The 19995-nt window shown below is 69.9% G+C and carries 21 protein-coding genes; 19 read left to right on the forward strand and 2 right to left on the reverse strand.

Going from position 1 to position 19995, the window contains the following annotated elements:
- The first annotated feature begins 58 nt into the window (after positions 1-58).
- Positions 59-709: a TetR/AcrR family transcriptional regulator gene (locus LBW94_RS08585; RefSeq protein WP_225055454.1), complete on the forward strand. Its 651-nt coding sequence runs from the start codon at positions 59-61 to the stop codon at positions 707-709.
- A 142-nt stretch (positions 710-851) separates the two neighbouring features.
- Here the strand turns inward: LBW94_RS08585 and LBW94_RS08590 are convergent, their stop codons facing one another.
- Positions 852-2366: a PucR family transcriptional regulator gene (locus tag LBW94_RS08590; protein WP_225055455.1), complete on the reverse strand. Its 1515-nt coding sequence runs from the start codon at positions 2364-2366 to the stop codon at positions 852-854.
- 152 nt (positions 2367-2518) lie between these two features.
- Between LBW94_RS08590 and gabT the strand changes: the two genes are divergently transcribed.
- A complete protein-coding gene (gene gabT, locus LBW94_RS08595; protein WP_225055457.1) occupies positions 2519-3871 on the forward strand; it encodes a 4-aminobutyrate--2-oxoglutarate transaminase in 1353 nt (450 codons plus the stop codon).
- Positions 3872-3874: 3 nt separating this feature from the next.
- Positions 3875-5323 carry an NAD-dependent succinate-semialdehyde dehydrogenase gene (locus tag LBW94_RS08600; RefSeq protein ID WP_225055459.1) on the forward strand — a complete coding sequence of 483 codons (1449 nt, stop codon included), beginning with the start codon at positions 3875-3877 and terminating at the stop codon, positions 5321-5323.
- Positions 5324-5343: 20 nt separating this feature from the next.
- On the opposite strand, the gene LBW94_RS08605 is transcribed toward LBW94_RS08600, so the two are convergent.
- A complete protein-coding gene (locus tag LBW94_RS08605; RefSeq protein ID WP_225055461.1) occupies positions 5344-6219 on the reverse strand; it encodes an acyl-CoA thioesterase in 876 nt (291 codons plus the stop codon).
- Between the two features lie 208 nt (positions 6220-6427).
- On the opposite strand from LBW94_RS08605, the gene LBW94_RS08610 reads away from it, so the two are divergent.
- The 16 genes from LBW94_RS08610 (at position 6428) to LBW94_RS08685 (ending at position 19995) form a co-directional block, all read left to right on the forward strand.
- A complete protein-coding gene (locus LBW94_RS08610) occupies positions 6428-7078 on the forward strand; it encodes a nitroreductase family protein (RefSeq protein WP_225055463.1) in 651 nt (216 codons plus the stop codon).
- Between the two features lie 129 nt (positions 7079-7207).
- Complete coding sequence (gndA, locus tag LBW94_RS08615) at positions 7208-8656, forward strand: NADP-dependent phosphogluconate dehydrogenase (RefSeq protein WP_225055464.1); 1449 nt, start codon at positions 7208-7210, stop codon at positions 8654-8656.
- Positions 8653-9657: a glucose-6-phosphate dehydrogenase (coenzyme-F420) gene (gene fgd / locus LBW94_RS08620; RefSeq protein WP_225055466.1), complete on the forward strand. Its 1005-nt coding sequence runs from the start codon at positions 8653-8655 to the stop codon at positions 9655-9657. Before gndA ends, fgd begins: the two co-directional genes overlap by 4 nt.
- Before the next feature lie 29 nt (positions 9658-9686).
- Positions 9687-9842, forward strand: a complete 156-nt coding sequence (locus tag LBW94_RS08625) for a hypothetical protein (protein ID WP_225055468.1) — start codon at positions 9687-9689, stop codon at positions 9840-9842.
- Positions 9843-9913: 71 nt separating this feature from the next.
- Entirely contained in the window at positions 9914-10387 is a 474-nt protein-coding gene (locus tag LBW94_RS08630) for a hypothetical protein (RefSeq protein ID WP_225055470.1), read from the forward strand.
- Positions 10388-10407: 20 nt separating this feature from the next.
- A complete protein-coding gene (locus LBW94_RS08635) occupies positions 10408-10659 on the forward strand; it encodes a hypothetical protein (RefSeq protein ID WP_225055472.1) in 252 nt (83 codons plus the stop codon).
- 68 nt (positions 10660-10727) lie between these two features.
- Positions 10728-11258 (forward strand): pyridoxamine 5'-phosphate oxidase family protein, encoded by a 531-nt coding sequence (locus LBW94_RS08640; RefSeq protein ID WP_225055473.1) that lies wholly within the window; start codon positions 10728-10730, stop codon positions 11256-11258.
- A gap of 330 nt (positions 11259-11588) precedes the next feature.
- A complete protein-coding gene (locus LBW94_RS08645; protein ID WP_225055475.1) occupies positions 11589-12560 on the forward strand; it encodes an Acg family FMN-binding oxidoreductase in 972 nt (323 codons plus the stop codon).
- A 32-nt stretch (positions 12561-12592) separates the two neighbouring features.
- The gene (locus tag LBW94_RS08650; protein WP_225055477.1) at positions 12593-13195 is read left to right on the forward strand and encodes a hypothetical protein; all 603 of its coding nucleotides are present in this window, start codon (positions 12593-12595) and stop codon (positions 13193-13195) included.
- 33 nt (positions 13196-13228) lie between these two features.
- The gene (locus tag LBW94_RS08655; protein ID WP_225055479.1) at positions 13229-14131 is read left to right on the forward strand and encodes a universal stress protein; all 903 of its coding nucleotides are present in this window, start codon (positions 13229-13231) and stop codon (positions 14129-14131) included.
- Complete coding sequence (locus LBW94_RS08660; protein ID WP_225055481.1) at positions 14095-15051, forward strand: universal stress protein; 957 nt, start codon at positions 14095-14097, stop codon at positions 15049-15051. Before LBW94_RS08655 ends, LBW94_RS08660 begins: the two co-directional genes overlap by 37 nt.
- Positions 15052-15309: 258 nt before the next feature.
- Positions 15310-16674: a wax ester/triacylglycerol synthase family O-acyltransferase gene (locus LBW94_RS08665; RefSeq protein ID WP_225055483.1), complete on the forward strand. Its 1365-nt coding sequence runs from the start codon at positions 15310-15312 to the stop codon at positions 16672-16674.
- A gap of 124 nt (positions 16675-16798) precedes the next feature.
- Entirely contained in the window at positions 16799-17719 is a 921-nt protein-coding gene (locus LBW94_RS08670; RefSeq protein WP_225055485.1) for a universal stress protein, read from the forward strand.
- A 172-nt stretch (positions 17720-17891) separates the two neighbouring features.
- Positions 17892-18911: an Acg family FMN-binding oxidoreductase gene (locus tag LBW94_RS08675; RefSeq protein ID WP_225055486.1), complete on the forward strand. Its 1020-nt coding sequence runs from the start codon at positions 17892-17894 to the stop codon at positions 18909-18911.
- Positions 18908-19834, forward strand: a complete 927-nt coding sequence (locus tag LBW94_RS08680; RefSeq protein WP_225055488.1) for a universal stress protein — start codon at positions 18908-18910, stop codon at positions 19832-19834. The genes LBW94_RS08675 and LBW94_RS08680 overlap by 4 nt, the downstream gene beginning before the upstream one ends.
- Entirely contained in the window at positions 19831-19995 is a 165-nt protein-coding gene (locus tag LBW94_RS08685; protein ID WP_225055490.1) for a hypothetical protein, read from the forward strand. Before LBW94_RS08680 ends, LBW94_RS08685 begins: the two co-directional genes overlap by 4 nt.

The following is a 19995-nucleotide window of genomic DNA, read 5'->3' on the forward strand; positions in this document are numbered from 1 at the left end:
CCGGTCGATCCCGTCGAACGGTGGCCGGAACCACGACGGGATACGACAGCGAGGTGCCATGAGCGAGCAGGGGTCCAGGCGCCGGGGACCGCGCAGCGATGTCGACGTGCGTGAACTCATCCTCGACGTCACCGAGGCGATGGCCGGGCACACCAATCCGGACGCCGTCTCGCTGCGCGCTATCGCGAGGGAGGCGAATATCGCGCCGCGCGCGCTGTCGTACCACTTCCCGACCAAGCGCAGCCTGCTCGAGGCCGTCGTCCGCCGCCGGTCCGGCGCGATCTCGGCGAGCATCACCGAACGCCTGATCCCGTTGCGCGACAGGGCGGGAGCCGTCACCGTGCGCGAGGCCGTCGACGCCCTGCTGACACCCATCGTCGAACTCATCGAGCGCGAACCCGTCGTGGGCGTGCGCTGGATGCGGGTCTTCCTGACCTTCAGCCAGACCGAGGACTTCGCCCACTTCGTCCCGGGCTTCGATCCCGGCGTGTCGCGGCTGTTCACCGAGGTCACCCAGCGGGCACTCGGGGACGCGCCGACCGCGGGCGGCCGCCGCCGGGTGGTGCTCGGCATGCTCAGCATGCTCGAGACACTCACCCGGGTCGACCAGCCTGTGTACGGGCGACCACTGCGCGAGTCCGGCCTCGACCCCGATTTCGTGGAACAGCTCGCCGTCTTCACCAGTGCGGGTATCGCCGGAACCTGTTGACCCGAAGGGGAATCCCTCGCATCCGGACCCGGCTGCGAGGGTCCGGTCCGGTCTGGTCCGGCAGGATGGACGGATCGTCGCCGGGCGGGTTGTATTGCAGAATACGCTGCCGCACAGCGGAACTCCCACCGGTGGCGGGCCCTCACCCGGTTCGAGTGCTGTGGGACAGGATCGCCAGCAGCAGTTCCGCGCGGACGCGGGCGAGGTCGAGATCGCAGTCGAGAATCGACCGGACGGTGGCGAGGCGGCTGCGCATCGTGTGCCGGTGCACACCGAGTTCGGCGGCCGCGGACTCCCAGTGGCCGTTGGCCTCCAGGAAGGCGCGCAGCGATCCGAACAGGTCGCTGCCGTGCTCCCGGTCGTGTTCGAGCAGAGGATCCAGCACGGTGGCGATGGTGTCCAGCACGTCCCGGCCGGCTGTCGACGCCAGCAGGGCGGTGCCGATCGTGGCGCCGAATTCCACTGGGGCGGTGCCGGGTACGGCCGCCGCGGCGGCCAGGGTCGCGGCATCGACGGCGTCGGCCAGCCGGGCGAGCGGATGCGCCGCGCTGATCCCGATGCGGACCGCTCGCCGCAGCGGGTCGCGGATCCGGTCCGACAGTCGGTGCGCGAACGGCACGCCGTCGGAGGCCGGCAGCACCACGATGGTCCGGCGTCCGGCCACGGTGGTGAATCGGGACAGTTCGGTGTCCTCGAAGGCGTCGGAGATATCCTGTTGCAGGGCAGCGGTTTCCGCATCGGTCGGGCAGGTCGTGACCAATACCCGGATCCGGCCCCGGGGATCGGCCGCGGCCATGAGAGGGTCCGGGATGTCCGGCGAGCCCGGGTCCGTGCCCAGTGCGGTGGCGAGGGCCCGGGTGTTCAGGGCCTGTTGGGCGGAGGCGAGCCGGGCCGACTTCGCGAAATCGAGGGCGAGCAGAGATCCGGCGTGCCCCAGCAGGATTCGGCCCACATTGCTCAGCGGCGCCCCGGTGATCGCGATCAGCACCCCGTAGCGCCTGCGGCCCACGGCGATCTGCTGCCAGGTCACCGTCTCGCCGCGCGAATCGGTCGACACACCGCTGTCGGCGGACTCGACCTCGGCCGGTAGTTCCGGGGTCGAGTCGTCCCGGTCCGCGTGCAGGACCGCGCCGGCCCGATCGAGCATCACGATCCGCCCGTCCAGTGCGGTGGCAAGTTCCCGGACGACCGCCGGTGCACCGTCGTCCACCACGGCCCGGGTGATCCGGGGCTGGGCGCGGGAGGCGCGCAGGGCCTCCTCGTAGCGCAGTTCGGCCAGCCGTTCGGAGACCCGCCGGATGATGGCGGCGAACGGGGTCGGCAGCGGGACCTCGAGCAGCGGCAGGCCGATCCGGTCGGCGGCCCGGATCACGTCGGCGGGGATCTCCGGATGCGACAAACCGGTACCGAATCCGAGCCCGGCCACACCACAGGCCTGGAGTCCGTGAAGATAGGCGGTGCGGCCGTGGCGCGAGGCCGGTAGTCGCAGACCGGTGGTGAGCACCAGCTCGCCGCCCGCCAGCCACGGGAAGGGCTCGCTGAGTTCGGTGGTCAGGACCAGGTCGATCGGGTGGTCCAACCCCTGATCACCGCTGCGCAGGCGCAATCCCAGATCGGATTGCGCGAGCACCCAGCGCAGCGAGACCGCCGGTGTCACCGATGGTCTCCGCCGGACGCCGCGGCGTCGTGCGGTCCGGCTGGACGAAACGGAGTGCTCACGGCTCGAAATTGTACAGAAAGGCACTATCCGCAGGTCTGCGCGGTGGAACAGACTCTGCATATCGCACCCCAACCCGACAGGAGCCACCGATGACCCAGCGACTGCCGCAGAGGCGCTCCCTCGTCACCGCGCTGCCGGGCCCGCGGTCACAGGCGCTGACCACCCGCCGGGCCGCGGTCGTCGCCGCGGGGGTCGGCTCGTCGGTGCCGGTGTACGCCGCCGATGCCGACGGCGGGATCATCCTCGACGTCGACGGCAACTCGCTGATCGATCTCGGGTCGGGTATCGCGGTGACCGGGGTCGGCGCCTCGCACCCCGCGGTCGCGGCCGCCGTCGCCGCGCAGGCCGCGCGGTTCACCCACACCTGCTTCATGGTGACGCCGTACGAGGGCTATATCCAGGTGGCCGAGGAGCTGGCGGCGCTGACACCCGGCGATCACGCCAAGCGCAGTGCCCTGTTCAATTCCGGCGCCGAGGCGGTGGAGAATGCGATCAAGGTGGCGCGGTCGGTGACCGGCCGCGGCGCGGTGGTGGCCTTCGATCACGCTTACCACGGGCGGACCAATCTCACCATGGCGCTGACCGCCAAGGCGTCGCCGTACAAGTCCCATTTCGGGCCGTTCACCCCCGAGATCTACCGCATGCCGATGTCCTACCCGTACCGCGATCGGCCCGGACTGTCCGGCGCGCAGGCCGCGGCGCGGGCCGTCGAGCTGATCGAACGCCAGATCGGCGCCGACTCCGTCGCCGCGGTGATCATCGAACCGATCCAGGGCGAGGGCGGTTTCATCGTGCCCGCCCCGGGATTCCTTCCGGCACTGGCGCAATGGGCCGCCGCGCACGGGGTGGTGTTCATCGCCGACGAGGTGCAGACCGGATTCGCCCGTACCGGTGCATGGTTCGCCAGCGAGCACGAGGGCGTCGTGCCCGACATCGTGACCATGGCGAAGGGGATCGCGGGCGGTATGCCGCTGGCGGCGATCACCGGCCGCGCGGAACTGCTCGACGCCGTGCACCCCGGCGGGCTCGGCGGCACCTACGGCGGCAATCCCGTCGCCTGCGCGGCGGCCCTGGCGACGATCGACGTGATGCGCACCGAGGATCTCCCGGCCCGTGCCCGCCGGATCGAGCAGCTCGCGCTGCCTCGATTGCGCACGCTGGCAAAGGAATTGGACATCATCGGCGATGTGCGCGGGCGCGGGGCGATGCTCGCCGTCGAACTGGTCCGCCCCGGCGGCGCCGACCCCGCGCCGGAACTGGCGAAAGCGGTTGCCGCCGAGGCGCTCGCCCGGGGTGTCGTGATCCTCACCTGCGGCAGCTACGGCAACGTGATCCGCCTGCTCCCGCCGCTGGTGATCGGCGACGAATTGCTGTCCGACGGACTGGACGTCCTCGAACAGGCGCTGTGCGCGGGCAACCACACTGGTGTGAAGGAGAACTGACGTATGTCGGACACGAGGGCGCTGCCGATCGACGTGCCCACCGGGCTGTGGCTGGCCGGTACACAGGTGCGGACCGGCCGCACGTTCGCGGTCCGCAATCCGGCGACGGGCGAGGTGCTGGCGGAGGTCGCGGACGCGAGCGCCGACGACGGCCGGGCCGCCCTGGACGCGGCGGTCGCGGCGCAGGCCGGCTGGGCTGCCACCCCGGCCCGTGAGCGTTCCGAGATCCTGCGCCGGGCATGGGAACTGGTGATCGCCGCGGCCGACGACTTCGCGCTGCTGATGACGCTGGAGATGGGCAAGCCGCTGGCCGAGTCCTACGGCGAGGTGACCTACGGCGCGGAATTCCTGCGCTGGTTCGCCGAGGAGGCCGTGCGGATCAGCGGCCGCTACGCGCCCTCGCCGTCGGGCAGGGGCCGCATCCTGGTGACCAAGCAGCCCGTCGGTCCCACCCTCGCGATCCTGCCGTGGAACTTCCCGCTGGCCATGGGAACTCGCAAGCTCGCCCCCGCGCTGGCCGCGGGCTGCACGATGGTGGTGAAACCGGCCGCCGAGACCCCGCTGACGATGCTTCTGCTCGGGCAGGTGCTCGCCGAGGCGGGTGTTCCGGCGGGGGTGGTGTCGATCCTGCCGACCTCGAACTCCGCCGGTCTGACCGAGCCGCTGCTGCGCGACGATCGGCTCCGGAAGATCACCTTCACCGGTTCGACGAAGGTCGGAAAGCTGTTGCAGGCCAAGGCCGCCGACCGTCTGCTGCGCAGTTCGATGGAGCTCGGCGGCAATGCGCCGTTCGTGGTGTTCGACGATGCCGATCTCGATGCCGCGGTGGCCGGTGCGATGCTGGCGAAGATGCGCAACATCGGTGAGGCGTGTACCGCGGCGAACCGTTTCCACGTCGACAATCGGGTGCGCGCGGAATTCACCGCGCGCCTGACGGATTCGATGAAGTCGCTGACGCTGGGCCCGGGGGACCGGCCCGATGTGCAGGTCGGCCCGCTGGTCAGCGAGAAGCAGCGCGATGCGGTCGCCGAGCTGGTCGACGACGCCGTCGCGAAGGGCGCCGTCCTCACCACCGGCGGCGCGCGCACCGGCGAGATCGGCTACTACTACGAGCCGACCGTCCTGGCCGATCTGCCCGCGGATGCCAGAATCCTGCGGGAGGAGATCTTCGGCCCGGTGGCCGCCGTCATCGGCTTCGACGGTGAGGAGGAAGGTATCGCCGCCGCCAACGACACCGAATACGGTTTGGCCGCCTACATCTACACCGAGAGTCTCGAGCGGGCGCTGCGCGTCGCCGAGCGGATCGAGTCGGGCATGGTCGGCGTCAACCGCGGCGTGATCTCCGACGTCGCCGCTCCGTTCGGCGGTGTGAAGGAATCCGGCCTGGGCCGGGAGGGCGGCCGTGAGGGCATCGACGAATACCTCGAGACCAAATACATTGCCCTGCCGTAATTTCCGGCTACGCGCGGAGCTCACCGCGTGCGCAGCAGACCCTCCTGAGCGGTGGTGGCGCACAGCCGCCCGGAGCGGTCGAGCATCTCGCCGTGGCACAGCGCCCGCGCCGCGCCGGACCAGCGGCTGCTCTGGTCGTACCGGAACCAGTCGTCCACCCGCAGCGGGGCATGGAACCAGACGGAATGGGTGAGGGTGGCGAACTGGATTCCGCCGTCCTGGAAGGTCCGTCCGTGCGGCCCCAGCGCGGCCGACAGCAGCAGCGCGTCGCTGAGGTACATCACCCCGGCGGCCTGCCCCAGTTCGTCGTCGGACACCGCGCCGGTGGTACGCATCCACACGCTCTGGCGTGGCGGCGTGGTCTCACCGCGCGCCGCGTACGCCCGGACCGGAAGTTCCGGGAACCGGACCTCGGCGCCGATGGTGTTCATCAGCCCGAGGGCCCAGCGCAGAGTGTCCGCATCGTCGGCGAAGGTGTCGGTGACCTCGGCGAGTTCCTCGGGACCGGGCCCGTCGAGCCCGGCCACCTGATGCCCGACCCCGGTCTCCCGCCGATGGAACGACGCGACCATCGTGAAGATCACCCGCCCACCCTGGACCGCCTCGACACTGCGGGTCGAGAAGGACTCACCGTCCCGCAGCACCCCCACCGCGAAATCCATCGGCACCGAGGTGTCACCCGGCAGCAGAAAGGACGTCTGCGCCGAGTGGACAGGCCGATCGGCTGCCACCGTCGCCCCCGCGGCCAGCAACGCCTGCGCCGCGATCCGCCCCCCGTACGTCCGCCGCCGCGCCCCCGCCTGCGCCGCCCCCCGAAACGCGTTCTCCCCGATCGGGCTGACCGCGATCCCCGCCGAGAACGCCGCGCTGCGCCCACCCTCATCGAGAATCGTCATGATCGCCTCCGGACCTCCGCACGGCAGGCCGTCGAGCCTGTTCGATACGCCGCGGTATACACACACCGCCGCCCCGACGAGTTAATCATCAGCCCCGATCGCCCGGCACAGCCGCCGCCCGCTGACACTTCGCCGGCGTGCGTACGGCGAGGAGCGGCTCACATCCGGGGAGCTTGCCTGTGACGTGGGCCCGCGAAAGGATGGCGGAATGACTATCGGGAACGCGTTGAATCTGTCCGTCGATGAAGTTCTGTCCACCACGCGTTCGGTGCGTAAGCGGCTGGATCTCGGTCGGCCGGTGCCGCGGGAGGTGTTGCTGGAGTGCCTGGAATTGGCGTTGCAGGCGCCGACGGGTTCGAATTCCCAAGGGTGGCAGTGGGTATTCGTCGAGGATGCCGAGCAGAAGAAGGCGCTGGCCGACATCTATCGGACGTATGCGACGCCGTATCTCGATGCGCCGAAGCCCGCGTTCGGGGACGAGCGGGATCTGAGCCGGCCTCGGGTGTACGACTCGGCGCGGTATCTCAACGATCATCTCCACGAGGTGCCGGTCATGCTGATCCCGTGCCTGGAGGGCCGGGTGGACAATGCCGGTGGGTCCAGCGCGGGTTTCTGGGGTTCGCTGCTGCCCGCGGTGTGGAGTTTCATGCTGGCGTTGCGGTCGCGCGGACTCGGGTCGGCGTGGACGACACTGCATCTCGTCGGTGACGGGGAGAAGCGGGCCGCCGATCTGCTCGGTATCCCGTTCGACCGGTACAGCCAGGGCGGGCTGTTCCCGATCGGGTACACGCAGGGCACCGATTTCCGGCCGGCGCAGCGCCTGCCCGCCGAGCGGCTCACCCACTGGAACGGGTGGTAGGCCGCATCCGGGCAGCGGATCAGCGACGGGCCGCTTCCCGGGATCGGGCGCCGAGGCCGCCGTGTGTGAACCGGCAGTCGGTCACGGCCGACCGTTCCCTCACGACCCTCGGATGAAAGGATCTGGATCATGACTTCCTCAGGTGCCATTGCTCAGATCGGTGTGACGGGTCTTGCCGTCATGGGCAGCAACATCGCCCGCAACTTCGCGCGGAACGGTTATACCGTCGCTCTGCACAACCGCAGTGTGGCCAAGACCGATGCCCTGCTCGCCGAACACGGCGGCGACGGCGAATTCGTCCGCACCGAGACGATCGAGGAGTTCGTCGGCGCGCTGGAGAAGCCGCGGCGGGTGCTGATCATGGTGAAGGCGGGCGCGGCCACCGACGCGGTGATCGAGGAGCTCGCGGCGGTGATGGAGCCCGGCGACATCATCATCGACGGCGGTAACGCGCTGTACACCGACACCATCCGGCGCGAGGCCGCGATGGCCGCGCGCGGGCTGAATTTCGTCGGCGCGGGTATCTCCGGTGGTGAGGAGGGCGCGCTGAACGGGCCCGCGATCATGCCGGGTGGTCCGAAGGAGTCCTACGAATCGCTGGGGCCGCTGCTGGAATCGGTCGCCGCGAAGGTCGACGGGGTGCCGTGCTGCACCCATATCGGCCCGGACGGGTCCGGTCACTTCGTGAAGATGGTGCACAACGGTATCGAGTACGCCGACATGCAGCTCATCGGTGAGGCCTACCACCTGCTGCGCGACGCGCTCGGCGCGAGCGCGCCGGAGATCGCCGAGGTGTTCACGCAGTGGAATTCCGGTGAGCTGGAAAGCTATCTGGTGGAGATCACCGCGCAGGTGCTCCAGCAGGTCGACGCGAAGACCGGCAAGCCGCTGGTCGACGTGATCGTCGATGCCGCCGAGCAGAAGGGCACCGGCCGGTGGACGGTCAAGTCCGCCCTCGATCTCGGTATCCCCGTGACCGGCATCGCCGAGGCGGTCTTCGCCCGCGCACTGTCCGGCTCGCGCGCGCAGCGCAAGGCCGCGCACGGCCTGGCCGCCGGTAGCCTGGCGGAAAAGCCCGGCGACGCGGCGCAATTCACCGAGGACATCCGGCGCGCGCTGTACGCGTCGAAGATCGTCGCCTACGCGCAGGGCTTCGACCAGATCGCCGCGGGCAGCGCCGAATACGACTGGAACCTGCACCCGGGCGACCTGGCCACCATCTGGCGCGGTGGCTGCATCATCCGGGCGCGGTTCCTCGATCGCATCAAGGAGGCCTACGAGGCCGACCCGCACCTGCCGAGCCTGATCCTGGCCCCCTACTTCCGCGAGGCCATCGAACAGGGCGTCGACAGCTGGCGCCGGGTGGTGTCCACCGCGGTCCAGCTGGGTATCCCGGTGCCGGCCTTCGGCTCCTCGCTGTCCTACTACGACGCTCTGCGCGCCGAGCGGCTGCCCGCGGCCCTCACCCAGGGGCAGCGCGACTTCTTCGGTGCGCACACCTATGAGCGCGTCGACGCCGAAGGCAACTACCACACGCTGTGGAGCGGAGATCGCAGCGAAGTCCGGACCGATCAGTGAGCGTGACACTCGGCCTCAAGGCGTCGGCGGAACAGTTCGGGCCGCGGGAACTGGTGGAACTGGCCGTCGCCGCCGAGGAACACGGCTTCGACAGCGTGACGGTCTCGGACCACTTCCAGCCCTGGCGGCACCACGGCGGGCACGCGCCCTTCTCGCTGGCGTTCCTGGTCGCGGCGGGGGAGCGCACCCGCCGCATCCGGCTCGGCACCTCGGTGCTGACGCCGACCTTCCGCTACAACCCGGCGGTGATCGCGCAGGCGTTCGCCACCATGGGCTGCCTGTACCCGGATCGCATCATGCTCGGTGTCGGCACCGGCGAGGCGCTCAACGAGATCGCCACCGGGTACAAGGGCGAATGGCCGGAGTTCACGGAGCGTTTCGCGCGGCTGCGCGAATCCGTGGAACTCATGCGGGCGCTGTGGACCGGTGAGCGTGTCGACTTCGACGGCGAGTACTACACGTGTGTCGGCGCCTCGATCTACGACGTGCCCACACGCGGCATCCCGGTGTACATCGCCGCGGGCGGCCCGGTGGTGGCCCGTTACGCGGGCCGGGCCGGTGACGGATTCATCTGCACCTCCGGCAAGGGCATGGATCTCTACACCGAGAAGCTGATGCCCGCGGTGACCGAGGGAGTGGCGAAGGCGGGCCGCACCCTCGACGACATCGACCGCATGATCGAGATCAAGATCTCCTACGACACCGATCCCGGACTGGCACTTCAGAATACGCGTTTCTGGGCGCCACTGTCGCTGACCGCCGAGCAGAAGCACTCCATCACCGACCCGATCGAGATGGAGGCCGCCGCCGACGCCCTGCCGATCGAGCAGGTCGCCAAGCGCTGGATCGTCGCCTCGGATCCGGACCAGGCCGTGGCACAGATCCAGCCGTACATCGCGGCGGGCCTGAACCACTTGGTCTTCCACGCCCCCGGCCACGACCAGCAGCGCTTCCTGCGCATGTTCGAACGCGACCTCGCCCCCAGGCTGCGCGTGCTGTAATCCGGAATACTCGCCCGGGTCGCCACCGGTTGTCACCGGGCGGCGACGCGGGCAACCGGCTTCCAGCGTGGACGACCGACGTCCTGCCCGATGCCGTCGCGCCCGAGATCCACATCCGCACCCGGATCGGCATCGCCGAGATGAAAAACGCGATCGAAGCAACGGGCGCGCTGACAAACCTGTGATCGGTAGGGTGGCAGCGGTCCCTACCGTTTCCCACTGTGCGGAAACGGGATTCGGCAGGGAGGACATGGTCATGAGGATCGGTCACCTCGTGGTGGTGCTGGTGTCGACGGCGGCCGCGGCAGCGGTCGCGGCGGGGACGGCGAGTGCGGAAACGGTTGTCGCGCCGTCTGCTTCGGTCGCGGCGGTACATCCGGTCGATGCCCTGGACGACTACGAGAGCGCTGTCGCCGACGAACAGAATCAGGAGAACGCGGCGGCGGCGAGTGCGGGATTGGCCGGTGCCGCAGCCGGTGTCGTGCCGGGTTGCGTGTTCGGGGCGATCACCGGTCTGGCCCTGCCACCGATCGAGCTCGTGACCATTCCGGTCGGATGCGTGTCCGGCGCACTGCTGGGAGCGGGGATCGCCGCCGGCATCGCGACCTCGAACGTCGAGTCCGCCGACGAACCCGGGATCTGGCAGAAGTGCCTCGACGCCATGCCCGTCTGGGCCTGCCAGATCCAGCAGCAGCAGCGGGAACAGGCCGACGACAACGACGACGACTGATCCTGCTCCTGTTCTCCTCGGTGACCATCGTGTCGGCCCGCAACGTCGGCACCGTCACCGGTGTCGGCGCCACGGCAGCAACGACGAACCGCGGTGGTCGCCGCCGAACTTCACGGCGCATTCGCACCGGCGACCCACTGACATCCGCCTGGCAGTTGTATGCCACCCATCTCGAATCGGTCCTGATTTCCCGGACCGGATCTCGTCGTGCTGCGCCGGACAACCGCTTCGTCGGGCCAGCGGCCATATGGCATATTCGCAGGGTGGGATGAGCCTGGTCCCGCGATGAGTTCGGCCGGCGGGAGTCGTCTACCCGGGTAAACCGCGGAAAGGATGAGCGATGAAAGCCAGGAATCTCGACGACTCCAACGGGATGCAGATCCAGAACTGGGACGGCGTCACGGCGGTGCTCGGCCGCGACATTGATCAGGCACCGGAAAGCGGCGGGCCTACCAGGCACACGACCTGGCTCACCACGATCAACGCCGACGGAACGCCACATGTCACCGCGGTCGGCGCAGTATGGGTCGACGGCACGTACTGGTTTCAAACAGGCGACGCCACCCAGAAGGGGAGGAACGTGACGCGCGACCCGCGCTGCTCCGTGAGCGTCTCGGCGAACGAATTCGATCTCGTCATCAACGGGACGGCCGAGAAGATCTCCGACCCGGCCACGGTCGGGCGCATCGCGGCGATCTGGGCCGAGGGTGGCTGGCCGTGTGAAGTGGACGAATCCGGGACAGGGCTGACGGCGCCGTTCAACGCGCCCGCGACCGGTCCGGCACCCTGGTACATCTACCGGATCGCGCCCCGGTCGGCGGTATCGGTGTCCACCGTCGCGCCCGGCGGCACCACACGCTGGACGTTCTAGGCGGCTCGACGGCACGCTCGAGAGCGCCTGACTCGGCTGAAATCGGTGCTCAGGTGAGTGGTTGGCCGCAGCCTGGTCCCGTGCGATGCACGGCCATCGGGGTCCGGGGGACCCTCGGCCGCTCGGTGGCACGCGGCGGCTTCGTTCCGGGCGATGATGCGCATGTGATCAGGCTGAGGGTTGTGGCTGGTTGCGACCTCGGTCGTGCCCCATGTCCTCGTTGTCGGTGACTTTCGGCCGTCCCCGCGGACCGGGCCCACGCGCGATGCTGAGTTCGGAAGAGGCATTCGGGACATACCGGATGCGACCGGCCGGCCTGCTGGAGCCACGATGACCATCACACATCCCGACCACGAGACGCTCCGCTCAGCGCTCGCGCTGGCGGCACGCGCGCCCTCGGTGCACAACACCCAGCCTTGGCTGTGGCGAGTGGGTGACAAGACCGTCCAGCTGTACGCCGATACCGGGCGGCAGTTGTCGCACACCGATCCCGACGGCCGCGACCTGATTCTGAGCTGCGGTGCGATGCTGCACCATCTCCAGGTCGCGGCGCAGGGGCTCGGCTGGAAGCCCGTTGTTCACCGATTGCCGAATCCGGATGATCCGGACCATCTGGCCGCCGTCGAGTTCCGTGCGGCCCAGCCGACCGCGGCCGCCGTGCGGCTCGGCCGGGCGATCACGGACCGGCGCACCGATCGTCGTCGCTACACCTCCTGGGAGGTGCCCGCTGCGCACGTGACGGCCATGGTGGCCGCCGGCGCCGCGTGCGGCGTGATCGTTCACGACATCGAGGACGGTGGGGCGAGAGCGCGGCTGACCCACGCGTTCGAGCGCGCTGCCCGGGAGCACGCCCGGGACGCCGGTTACGAGGCGGAACTGGATCGCTGGAGCGGCCGGCATGCCGAACCGGCCGGGGTCCCGGCCCGCAGCGCGGTCGTCGCGACCGACCCGATGACCCGGTCGTTCGCCGATCCCGTTCTGCCGCAATCGGTTCTGCGTGACACCGAGGGTACGGACCGATTGCTGCTGCTCGCCACCGCCGGCGACGATCGGCTGTCCCGGCTGCGGGCCGGTGAGGCCGCCAGTGCCGTCCTGCTCACCGCCACCACGCTGGGCATGGCGACCTGCCCGCTGACCGAGCCACTGGAACTGCCCGACACCCGGGACGACATTCGGACAGAGGTGATCGGTGACAGTGGATTTCCCCAGATGATCATCCGAGTCGGTTGGGCGGCAACGAGTTCGGAGCCGCTGACACCGACGCCGCGCCGTCCGGTGGACGAGTTCGTCCATCGGTTGTGAACCGATTCGAGGAATGGAGAGAGGTGTTCACCGTGTCGCGGTACCCATCGCTGCCGGTACGGGTCCTGAGAGAACTGCCGTGGAGCCACAGCCCCCTGATGCGGCCGTCGGACCGGGTGGAAGGGGTGATCCGCATCGTGGCCATGGTCGTGATGCTGGCCGCGGTTCCGGTGGCCGGTGCGGCCGGGACCGCGGAGTACGCGTCCGCCCAGGTCTCCATCGCTGCCGAGAACGCGGCGAAAACGCAGATCCCGGCCACGATCTCGGATAATCCGGTGACGGAGTCTCACGGAGACATGACGGGGCATGTGTTCTCGCAGACCGACGCGACCGTGTCCTGGACCTTCCACGGACAGCCGGGCCGGGCCGTGGTCGGCGTGGGCCGTTCGGCCCGGCCCGGCGACGCCGTTTCGATCTGGGTCGACCGTGACGGGCGGTGGACCAGTGCGCCGCTCGGATCGGACGCGGCCGCCTCGCGCGGTATCGGCGCGGGCGTCACGCTGCTGGCGGCGGTGTGGGCGGCGGTCGTGGGTCTCGTCGCACTGATCCACCGCCGGGTACTGCGACTGCACGACGTCGAGTGGACGCGGCAGTGGCGGACGCTGGACGACCATCCGCTCGGGCAGGGCAGCTGACGCCCGTCCGGACCGTTTCGACAGGAGGTTCTCATGACCGAGCACAACGCCCCTCCGACACCGGATCCGTCGGCGCCGATCATCGCGGCGGTCGACGGGTCGGCGGTGTCCTACAGTGCTGCCGCGTGGGCGGCGGCCGACGCCGCCCTGTACGGCTGCCGGTTGCACCTGATCACCTCTGTCGCGGTACCACCGGGCTTCGGCGCGGCGATGATGACGGAGCTGGACTGGCTGCGCGTGGAGGGCGAACGCATCCTGACCGAGGCCGAGCGGATCGCACGGACGGCCGTGCCGGGCGACGAGTTGTCGATCACGAAGGAAGTGACCACCCGGCATATCGTGGGGGAACTCGTGGAGCGGTCCCGGACCGTTCGGATGGTCGTCGTCGGCAGCCGCGGTCTGGGCGCGCTGGGCCGCGGCCTGCTGGGGTCGGTCGGGTCCGCCGTGATCCGGCATGCGCACTGCCCGGCGGTGGTGGTTCACTCCATTTCCGCCACCGATCCGATACTGCTGGGTCGGCCGGTGGTCGTCGGTGTCGACGGCAGCGCCAACAGCATCCCGGCGTTGCGGCTGGCCTTCGAGGAGGCGTCCCACCGCAAGGTCGGCCTGGTCGCGGTGCACGCCTGGAGCGACATGTCCGCCGCGCTGGACATCTCGATCAGCGGCTGGGATGCCATCCGTGACACCGAGGACGCTGTGTTCGCCGAGAGCATGGCCGGTTGGACCGAGAGCTACCCCGATGTGCCGGTGCGCCGGATCCTGGCCCGCGACCACCCGACCCGCGCCATCCTGGACGTCTCGGAGGAAGCACAGCTGGTGGTGGTGGGCAGTCACGGCCGTGGCGGGTTCACCGGCATGCTGATCGGGTCGACCAGCAGTGCGCTCGCGCATGTGGTGGAATGCCCGATCGTCGTCGTGCGCGGGCCGGGAGCGTGATCCGCAATGCCGAGGGCCCGGATCGACGTCCCGTCGTGGTCGGGGTCGACGGATCCTCCACCGCCATGAATGCCGTCAGGTGGGCAGCGTACCTCGCCGCGGGGCTGCGCACCTCGCTGACGGTCTTGTCCGCCGAGCCGGTCCCGCACCCGCGGCACCAGGCCGTCCTCGCAACCTCGTCGGCCGCCGCCGGCGTCCTCGGGCAGGCGGTCGCGCTGGCGCGGACGTGCACCGACCATCTGCGGATCGACGGCAGAATATGCTCTGGCCCAGCAGATTCCGCCTTGATCGAGGCGAGCGCACGGGCGCGGCTGGTGATCGTGGGCGCGCAGTCGGTCCACCACTCCCGGTTGATCGGGCCGACGACCAGCCATGTGACCATCGGATCGCAGTGCCCGGTCGGGGTGTGGCGGGGCGTCGCGGGCCGGCCGATTCCACGGCACGATCCCGTTCTCGTGGGGGTCGACGGGACCGAGATCGGTGATCATGCCGTCGGCTGTGCATTCGAACTGGCGTCGGCGCTGGAGGTGGGAGTGGTCGCCGTCCATGCGTGGGCGCCCGGGATCGCCCCGCTGGGCCAGCCGGACGGCGCCGCGGCGGCACGTGCGCTGCTGTCACGGTCCGTGGCCCCCTGGCGGGCGCGGTTCCCCGATGTCGAGGTCCACGCGGTGGCCGCAGCCGGCAACACGATCGCGGTGCTGGCGGCGCGGTCGGCGAATGCCCAGATGCTGGTGCTCGGCAGCCGGGGCCGCACCGCCGCCGCGGCGGTCCTGCTCGGGTCGACGAGCCGGGACATGCTGCATCGCGCGCTGTGCCCGGTACTCGTGTGTGGCAATCCACCCCGACCGGACGACCGTGGTCAGATGCTGCCGGTCGCTGCCGTCGACCGCCGTTCGCGAGGACTTCCGTCCCCGGGGTAACGGCCGCCGACCTGCCGGAAACCACGGTGGAATCGACCACGGCGGAACCCGTGCCGCGAGTCGAGGCGAACCCCGGCGAGTAGTCCGGCCCGAAGGGCATCGGCAGCCTGCCCCGGTCCGCCGTGGTCGGAAGTCGCTCCGGGCGAGGACCAAGGTATCTGTCCGGCGTTCCCGGATCGCGACAGGATGGTCGCAACGGATCGGCAATTCCCCAGTCGAGCGCCAGGCCGCCGACGGTTGCCGGTGGAGGTCGTGGTCATGGCCGGTCTGCATCCCCTCGACACCGGCTTCCTCGAATTGGAGGAGGCCGATCGGCATATCAGTCTCGGTATCGGCGTGGTGGCCGTGATCGCCGGAACACCGCCGGACCGGGATCGGATGCGAGCCCGGATAGCGGATATCGCCGATCGGCAGCCGCGACTGCGCCAGCGGGTGCGACGGTCCCAGTGGGACCTGGGCGCACCGGCATGGGTGGACGATCCGGCGTTCGACCCGGATCATCACCTGCGCTGGACGGCGCTGCCGGAGCCGGGTGACGAACGGGTACTCCGGGAACTGATCGCTTCCGAACTCGAACAGCGCCTGGACCCGGATCGCCCGCTGTGGCGGTGCCTGGTGATCGAACGCCTCGCCGGTGAGCGCTGGGCGATCATGATCCAGGCACACCACGCCATGGTCGACGGGATCTCCGGCGTGTCTCTACTCGAAAGCTTCTGCGATTCAACGGATTCCGGTCGGAAAATGCCGTCGGCCACAACGCCGGGCCGCCTCGGCGCACTGCACCTCGCGAGCCGGGCACTGCGCCTGTCGATGCAGGCTCCCGGCTTGGCCTTGTCGATGGCGCGCAGCCTGGCGCCGGTGGTGTGGGCCGCCGCGGGGCCCGGCGCACCCTCCTCGTTCAACGGTTCGATCGGCCGGCAACGCCGCTACGCGATCGCGCGGGCCGGTCTGCCGGAGGTACAGGCCATCGGCGCGGCGTTCGGCGCGACCGTCAACGATGTCGCGGTGGCCGCGATCACCGCCGCCTATCGCGCGGTGCTGCGCCGGCGCGGCGAGACTCCGACGGACACGATGCGGGTGCTGATTCCGCGGTCGATGCGCGGGCAGCGTGCGAAACACGTTCTGGACAACCGGGTTTCGGCGATGCTCGCCGAACTGCCGATCGAGGTCGACGATCCGGTGGACCGGCTCGTGGCCGTGCGCCGGCGGGTCGCGTCGCAGCGGGACAGCGGTGCGGCCGAGGCGGAGAAGACAGTGCTGGCCCTCGCCGAATGGTTACCGTTCCCCGCGGTCGCCTGGGCGTTGCGGTTCGTCGTGCACTATCCCCAGCGAGGGGTGGCCGCGCTCGCCACCAACGTGCCGGGACCTCGGCGCCGGCTCACCCTCGACAGTCGGCCGGTGCTGGAATTGTTGCCCTGCATGCCGATCGCCATGCGACTGCGGACCACGATCGCAATTCTCAGTTATACGGACCAACTGGTGTTCGGCATCACCGGCGACTACGACAGTACCCCCGACATCGACGTACTGAGCGCCGGCATCGAACACGGCCTGGCCGAACTGCTGATGCGAGCGCAGGCGGCAGCGACGACACCCCCGCTCGAACGCGGCCCTGCCGAGTGAACGTCACCGGCGGACAGGGCGATCGGACCACGAGGACGGGACCTTCGACCGCATCGGCGGCCCCACCGTACTTCCTACGGTAAGGGAACCCGGCGCAGCGCCGGAAGCATCCCAGGAGGTTGTGATGGACCGGCGAGACAGTGACGATCGGCATCATCTGGCATCGGCTGCCGTGGTGGTCGGTGTCGACGGGTCGCAGGCGTCGGAACGGGCATTGTTGTGGGCGGCCGACCTGGCCGCCCAGCGGGGGCGCGAACTGCGCATCGTGCACGGACTCACGCTGAACAAGCTGGCCGCGGTGTACAGCCGTTACGACGTCTCGCTGACGCCGGTCGTCGAAGCGATGCACAACCGCGGCGAGGTCTACACCGGACAGGCCGTCGACACGGTGCGGCAGCACCATCCGCAGCTGCGGATCTCCTCCGTGGTGTCCGACGGTGACCCCAGCCCGCTGCTCATCCGGTACAGCGCCGACGCGTACCGGGTCGTGATCGGTGACGCGGGTGCGGGCGGACGGTCGTCGCATCTGGGATCGATCATGGTCGCGGTGACCAGCCACGCACACGGCGCCGTCGTGGTGGTGCGCGCGGATCCCGAGGGCAGGGTACGGACCGAGGGGCCGGTCGTCGTCGGTGTCGACGGCAGCCCCGGCAGTGAGCCCGCCCTGGCCGCCGCCTTCGAGGAGGCCGCCGAACGCGGTACGGAACTGGTGGCCGTGCACGTCTGGGCGGATGTCAACGCCGGGCAGTACGCCGATTATCCGTACCTCCTCGAGACCGTGCCGACCATCGCGGTGGACGAAGCCGCAGTGCTGGCCGAGCGGCTGGCCGGCTGGCAGGAGAAATACCCCGAGGTGACGGTGAACCGGCAGACATATCCCTCGGATCCAGCGGCGGTGCTGATCGACTGGTCGACGCGGGCGCAACTGGTGGTCACCGGCAGCCGTGGCCGCGGCGGATTCCGCGGGCTGCTGCTCGGCTCGACCTCGAATTCCCTGGTGCAGCATGCACAGTGCCCGGTGATGGTCGTCCATCCGGAACAGTGAGACAGCGGTCCGACGGCCCCACGACAGGGGCCTTTCGGCAGTCTCGGCAACCGAGGCCAGAACGGGAAGCTGAACACATGGCAAACTTCCATGGCGGAAACGCCCTCATCGCCAGTGGTGCCCGAGGTATCGGCGCCGGACGCCGCACCGCGAATCGGTGAGGGGCCGATCGATGGCGACTCGGCGTCCCGACCGCGAAACCCTGCACGCCGCACTGGCGCTGGCCGTCCGCGCCCCCTCGGTACACAACTCCCAGCCATGGCTGTGGCGGGTCGGGGACACCAGCGTGCACCTCTACGCCGACCTCACCCAGCACCTGCCGGCCACCGACCCGGACCAGCGTGACCTGCTGGTGAGTTGTGGTGCGGCCCTGCATCATCTGCGTATCGCCGCGCTCGGACTGGGCTGGGAGGCCCGCATCGACCGGCTGCCCGATCCGGCGGATCCCGAGCATCTGGCCGCGGTCGAATTCCGGCGCGCCGAACCGGCCACCGACCCTCGGCGCCTGAGCCGGGCGATCGAGGACCGGCGCACGGACCGGCGCCGCTACACCTCCTGGGAGGTCACTGCGGCGCAGGTGTCCGCCATGATCGCCGCCGGCGCGTCCTGCGGTGTCGTGGTCCGCGACATCGAGAACAGCTCTGCGCGAGCGGCTCTGGAGCATGCCTTCGAGCGGGCCGCGTGGCAGCATGCCCGTGATTTCCACTACGGTTCCGAATTGGCCCGGTGGAGCGGCAGACGCGCTGCGGCCCAGGGTGTTCCGGCGCGCAGTGCGGTCGCGTCGCTCGACGCGATGGCACGGCCGTTCGCGAATCCCGGTCTGCCGCAAGCGGTGCTACGGGACACCGAGGGTGTGGAACGGATACTGGTGCTGGCCACCGGGGCCGACGATCGGATGTCACGGCTGCGCGCCGGTGAGGCCACCAGCGCGGTATTGCTGACCGCGACCATGTTCGGGATGGCCACCTGCCCGCTGACCGAGCCCCTGGAACTGCCCGATACTCGCGCAGCCATTAGCCGAGATGTGCTCGACGACAGCGGTTTTCCGCAGATGATCATCCGAGTCGGCTGGGCGGCAACCAGTTCGCAGCCGTTGCTGCCGACCCCGCGCCGCCCGCTGGACGAGGTGGTCACCTACCTGCGATCCGGCGAATCAGAACCTGTGAAAGTCAACCCGAGGAGAACATCGTGAGCCAGTCACCTTCCCATGGTGCCGATTCCAACCCCCCGATCGTCGTCGGAGTCGACGGATCGGAGATCTCGTATCGCGCCGTCGCGTGGGCGGCGGCCGACGCGGCGCTGTACGGCTGCCCGCTACATCTGGTCGATTCCGTGGCCGGTCCTTCGACCGTCGGGCCCGGTCTCGCCTGGACCGGTATCGACTTCGACTGGCTGAACACCGAGGCCGAGCGGGTGCTGACCGAGGCGGTCGGGATCGCGCGCGCCGCGGCGCCCGGCGACGGCCCGGTGATCACCACGGAGGTGACCTTCCAGCACGCGGTCGCGGATCTGCTGGAGCTGTCGAAGTCCGCGCGCCTGATCGTCGTCGGCGACCGCGGCCTGGGTGCGGTGAGCCGTGGGCTGCTGGGCTCGGTGAGCTCCGCGGTGCTGCATCACGCGCACTGCCCGGTCGCGATCGTGCACTCCACGGCGGCGGCTGCGCCCGAACCGGCATCCGAGCCGGTGGTTGTCGGTGTCGACGGGACCGCCGCCAGCGTGCCCGCGCTGGAGATCGCCTTCGAGGAGGCCTCCCGGCGCAAGGCCGGCCTGATGGCGGTGCACGCCTGGAGTGATGTGTCCGCCGGTCTGGACGCCTCGATCACCGGCTGGGACGAGATCCGCGATTCGGAGGACGCGGTGTTCGCCGAGAGCATGGCGGGCTGGAGCGAGCGCTACCCGGATGTCGGCGTGCAGCGCATCCTGGCGCGGAATCATCCGACCCAGGCTCTGCTGCACGCGGCCGAGCACGCCCAACTGCTGGTGGTCGGCAGTCACGGCCGCGGCGGGTTCACCGGGATGCTGCTCGGCTCGACCAGCAATGCGCTGGCCCATGCCGTCCACTGCCCGATCATCGTCGCCCGGCACGCTCACTTCACGCCGGAGAACGCTGGGTGACAGCGCGTTCCGACAGCGGCGCCGCCCGCCGGTGGGTCACCCGCCGGCGGGCACCGCCTGTCCAGTCGGCAACACAACTGACCAGCCATCCGGGCCGCACCCCGCACCTGCGGGGTGGCCCGATGAAGCACCACCGGCGGCTCGCCGGTGACGAGGCGTAG

It is taken from the genome of Nocardia sp. alder85J (assembly GCF_020176955.2).
Lineage (GTDB): Bacteria > Actinomycetota > Actinomycetes > Mycobacteriales > Mycobacteriaceae > Nocardia.

Bases quoted from the DNA above. Each gene is read 5' to 3' on its own strand.
- LBW94_RS08585 (WP_225055454.1), top strand. From the start codon at position 59: ATGAGCGAGCAGGGGTCCAGGCGCCGGGGACCGCGCAGCGATGTCGAC.
- gabT (WP_225055457.1), top strand. From the start codon at position 2,519: ATGACCCAGCGACTGCCGCAGAGGCGCTCCCTCGTCACCGCGCTGCCG.
- LBW94_RS08600 (WP_225055459.1), top strand. From the start codon at position 3,875: ATGTCGGACACGAGGGCGCTGCCGATCGACGTGCCCACCGGGCTGTGG.
- LBW94_RS08605 (WP_225055461.1), bottom strand. From the start codon at position 6,219: ATGACGATTCTCGATGAGGGTGGGCGCAGCGCGGCGTTCTCGGCGGGG.
- LBW94_RS08610 (WP_225055463.1), top strand. From the start codon at position 6,428: ATGACTATCGGGAACGCGTTGAATCTGTCCGTCGATGAAGTTCTGTCC.
- gndA (WP_225055464.1), top strand. From the start codon at position 7,208: ATGACTTCCTCAGGTGCCATTGCTCAGATCGGTGTGACGGGTCTTGCC.
- LBW94_RS08630 (WP_225055470.1), top strand. From the start codon at position 9,914: ATGAGGATCGGTCACCTCGTGGTGGTGCTGGTGTCGACGGCGGCCGCG.
- LBW94_RS08640 (WP_225055473.1), top strand. From the start codon at position 10,728: ATGAAAGCCAGGAATCTCGACGACTCCAACGGGATGCAGATCCAGAAC.
- LBW94_RS08645 (WP_225055475.1), top strand. From the start codon at position 11,589: ATGACCATCACACATCCCGACCACGAGACGCTCCGCTCAGCGCTCGCG.
- LBW94_RS08655 (WP_225055479.1), top strand. From the start codon at position 13,229: ATGACCGAGCACAACGCCCCTCCGACACCGGATCCGTCGGCGCCGATC.
- LBW94_RS08660 (WP_225055481.1), top strand. From the start codon at position 14,095: ATGCCCGATCGTCGTCGTGCGCGGGCCGGGAGCGTGATCCGCAATGCC.
- LBW94_RS08665 (WP_225055483.1), top strand. From the start codon at position 15,310: ATGGCCGGTCTGCATCCCCTCGACACCGGCTTCCTCGAATTGGAGGAG.
- LBW94_RS08670 (WP_225055485.1), top strand. From the start codon at position 16,799: ATGGACCGGCGAGACAGTGACGATCGGCATCATCTGGCATCGGCTGCC.
- LBW94_RS08675 (WP_225055486.1), top strand. From the start codon at position 17,892: ATGGCGACTCGGCGTCCCGACCGCGAAACCCTGCACGCCGCACTGGCG.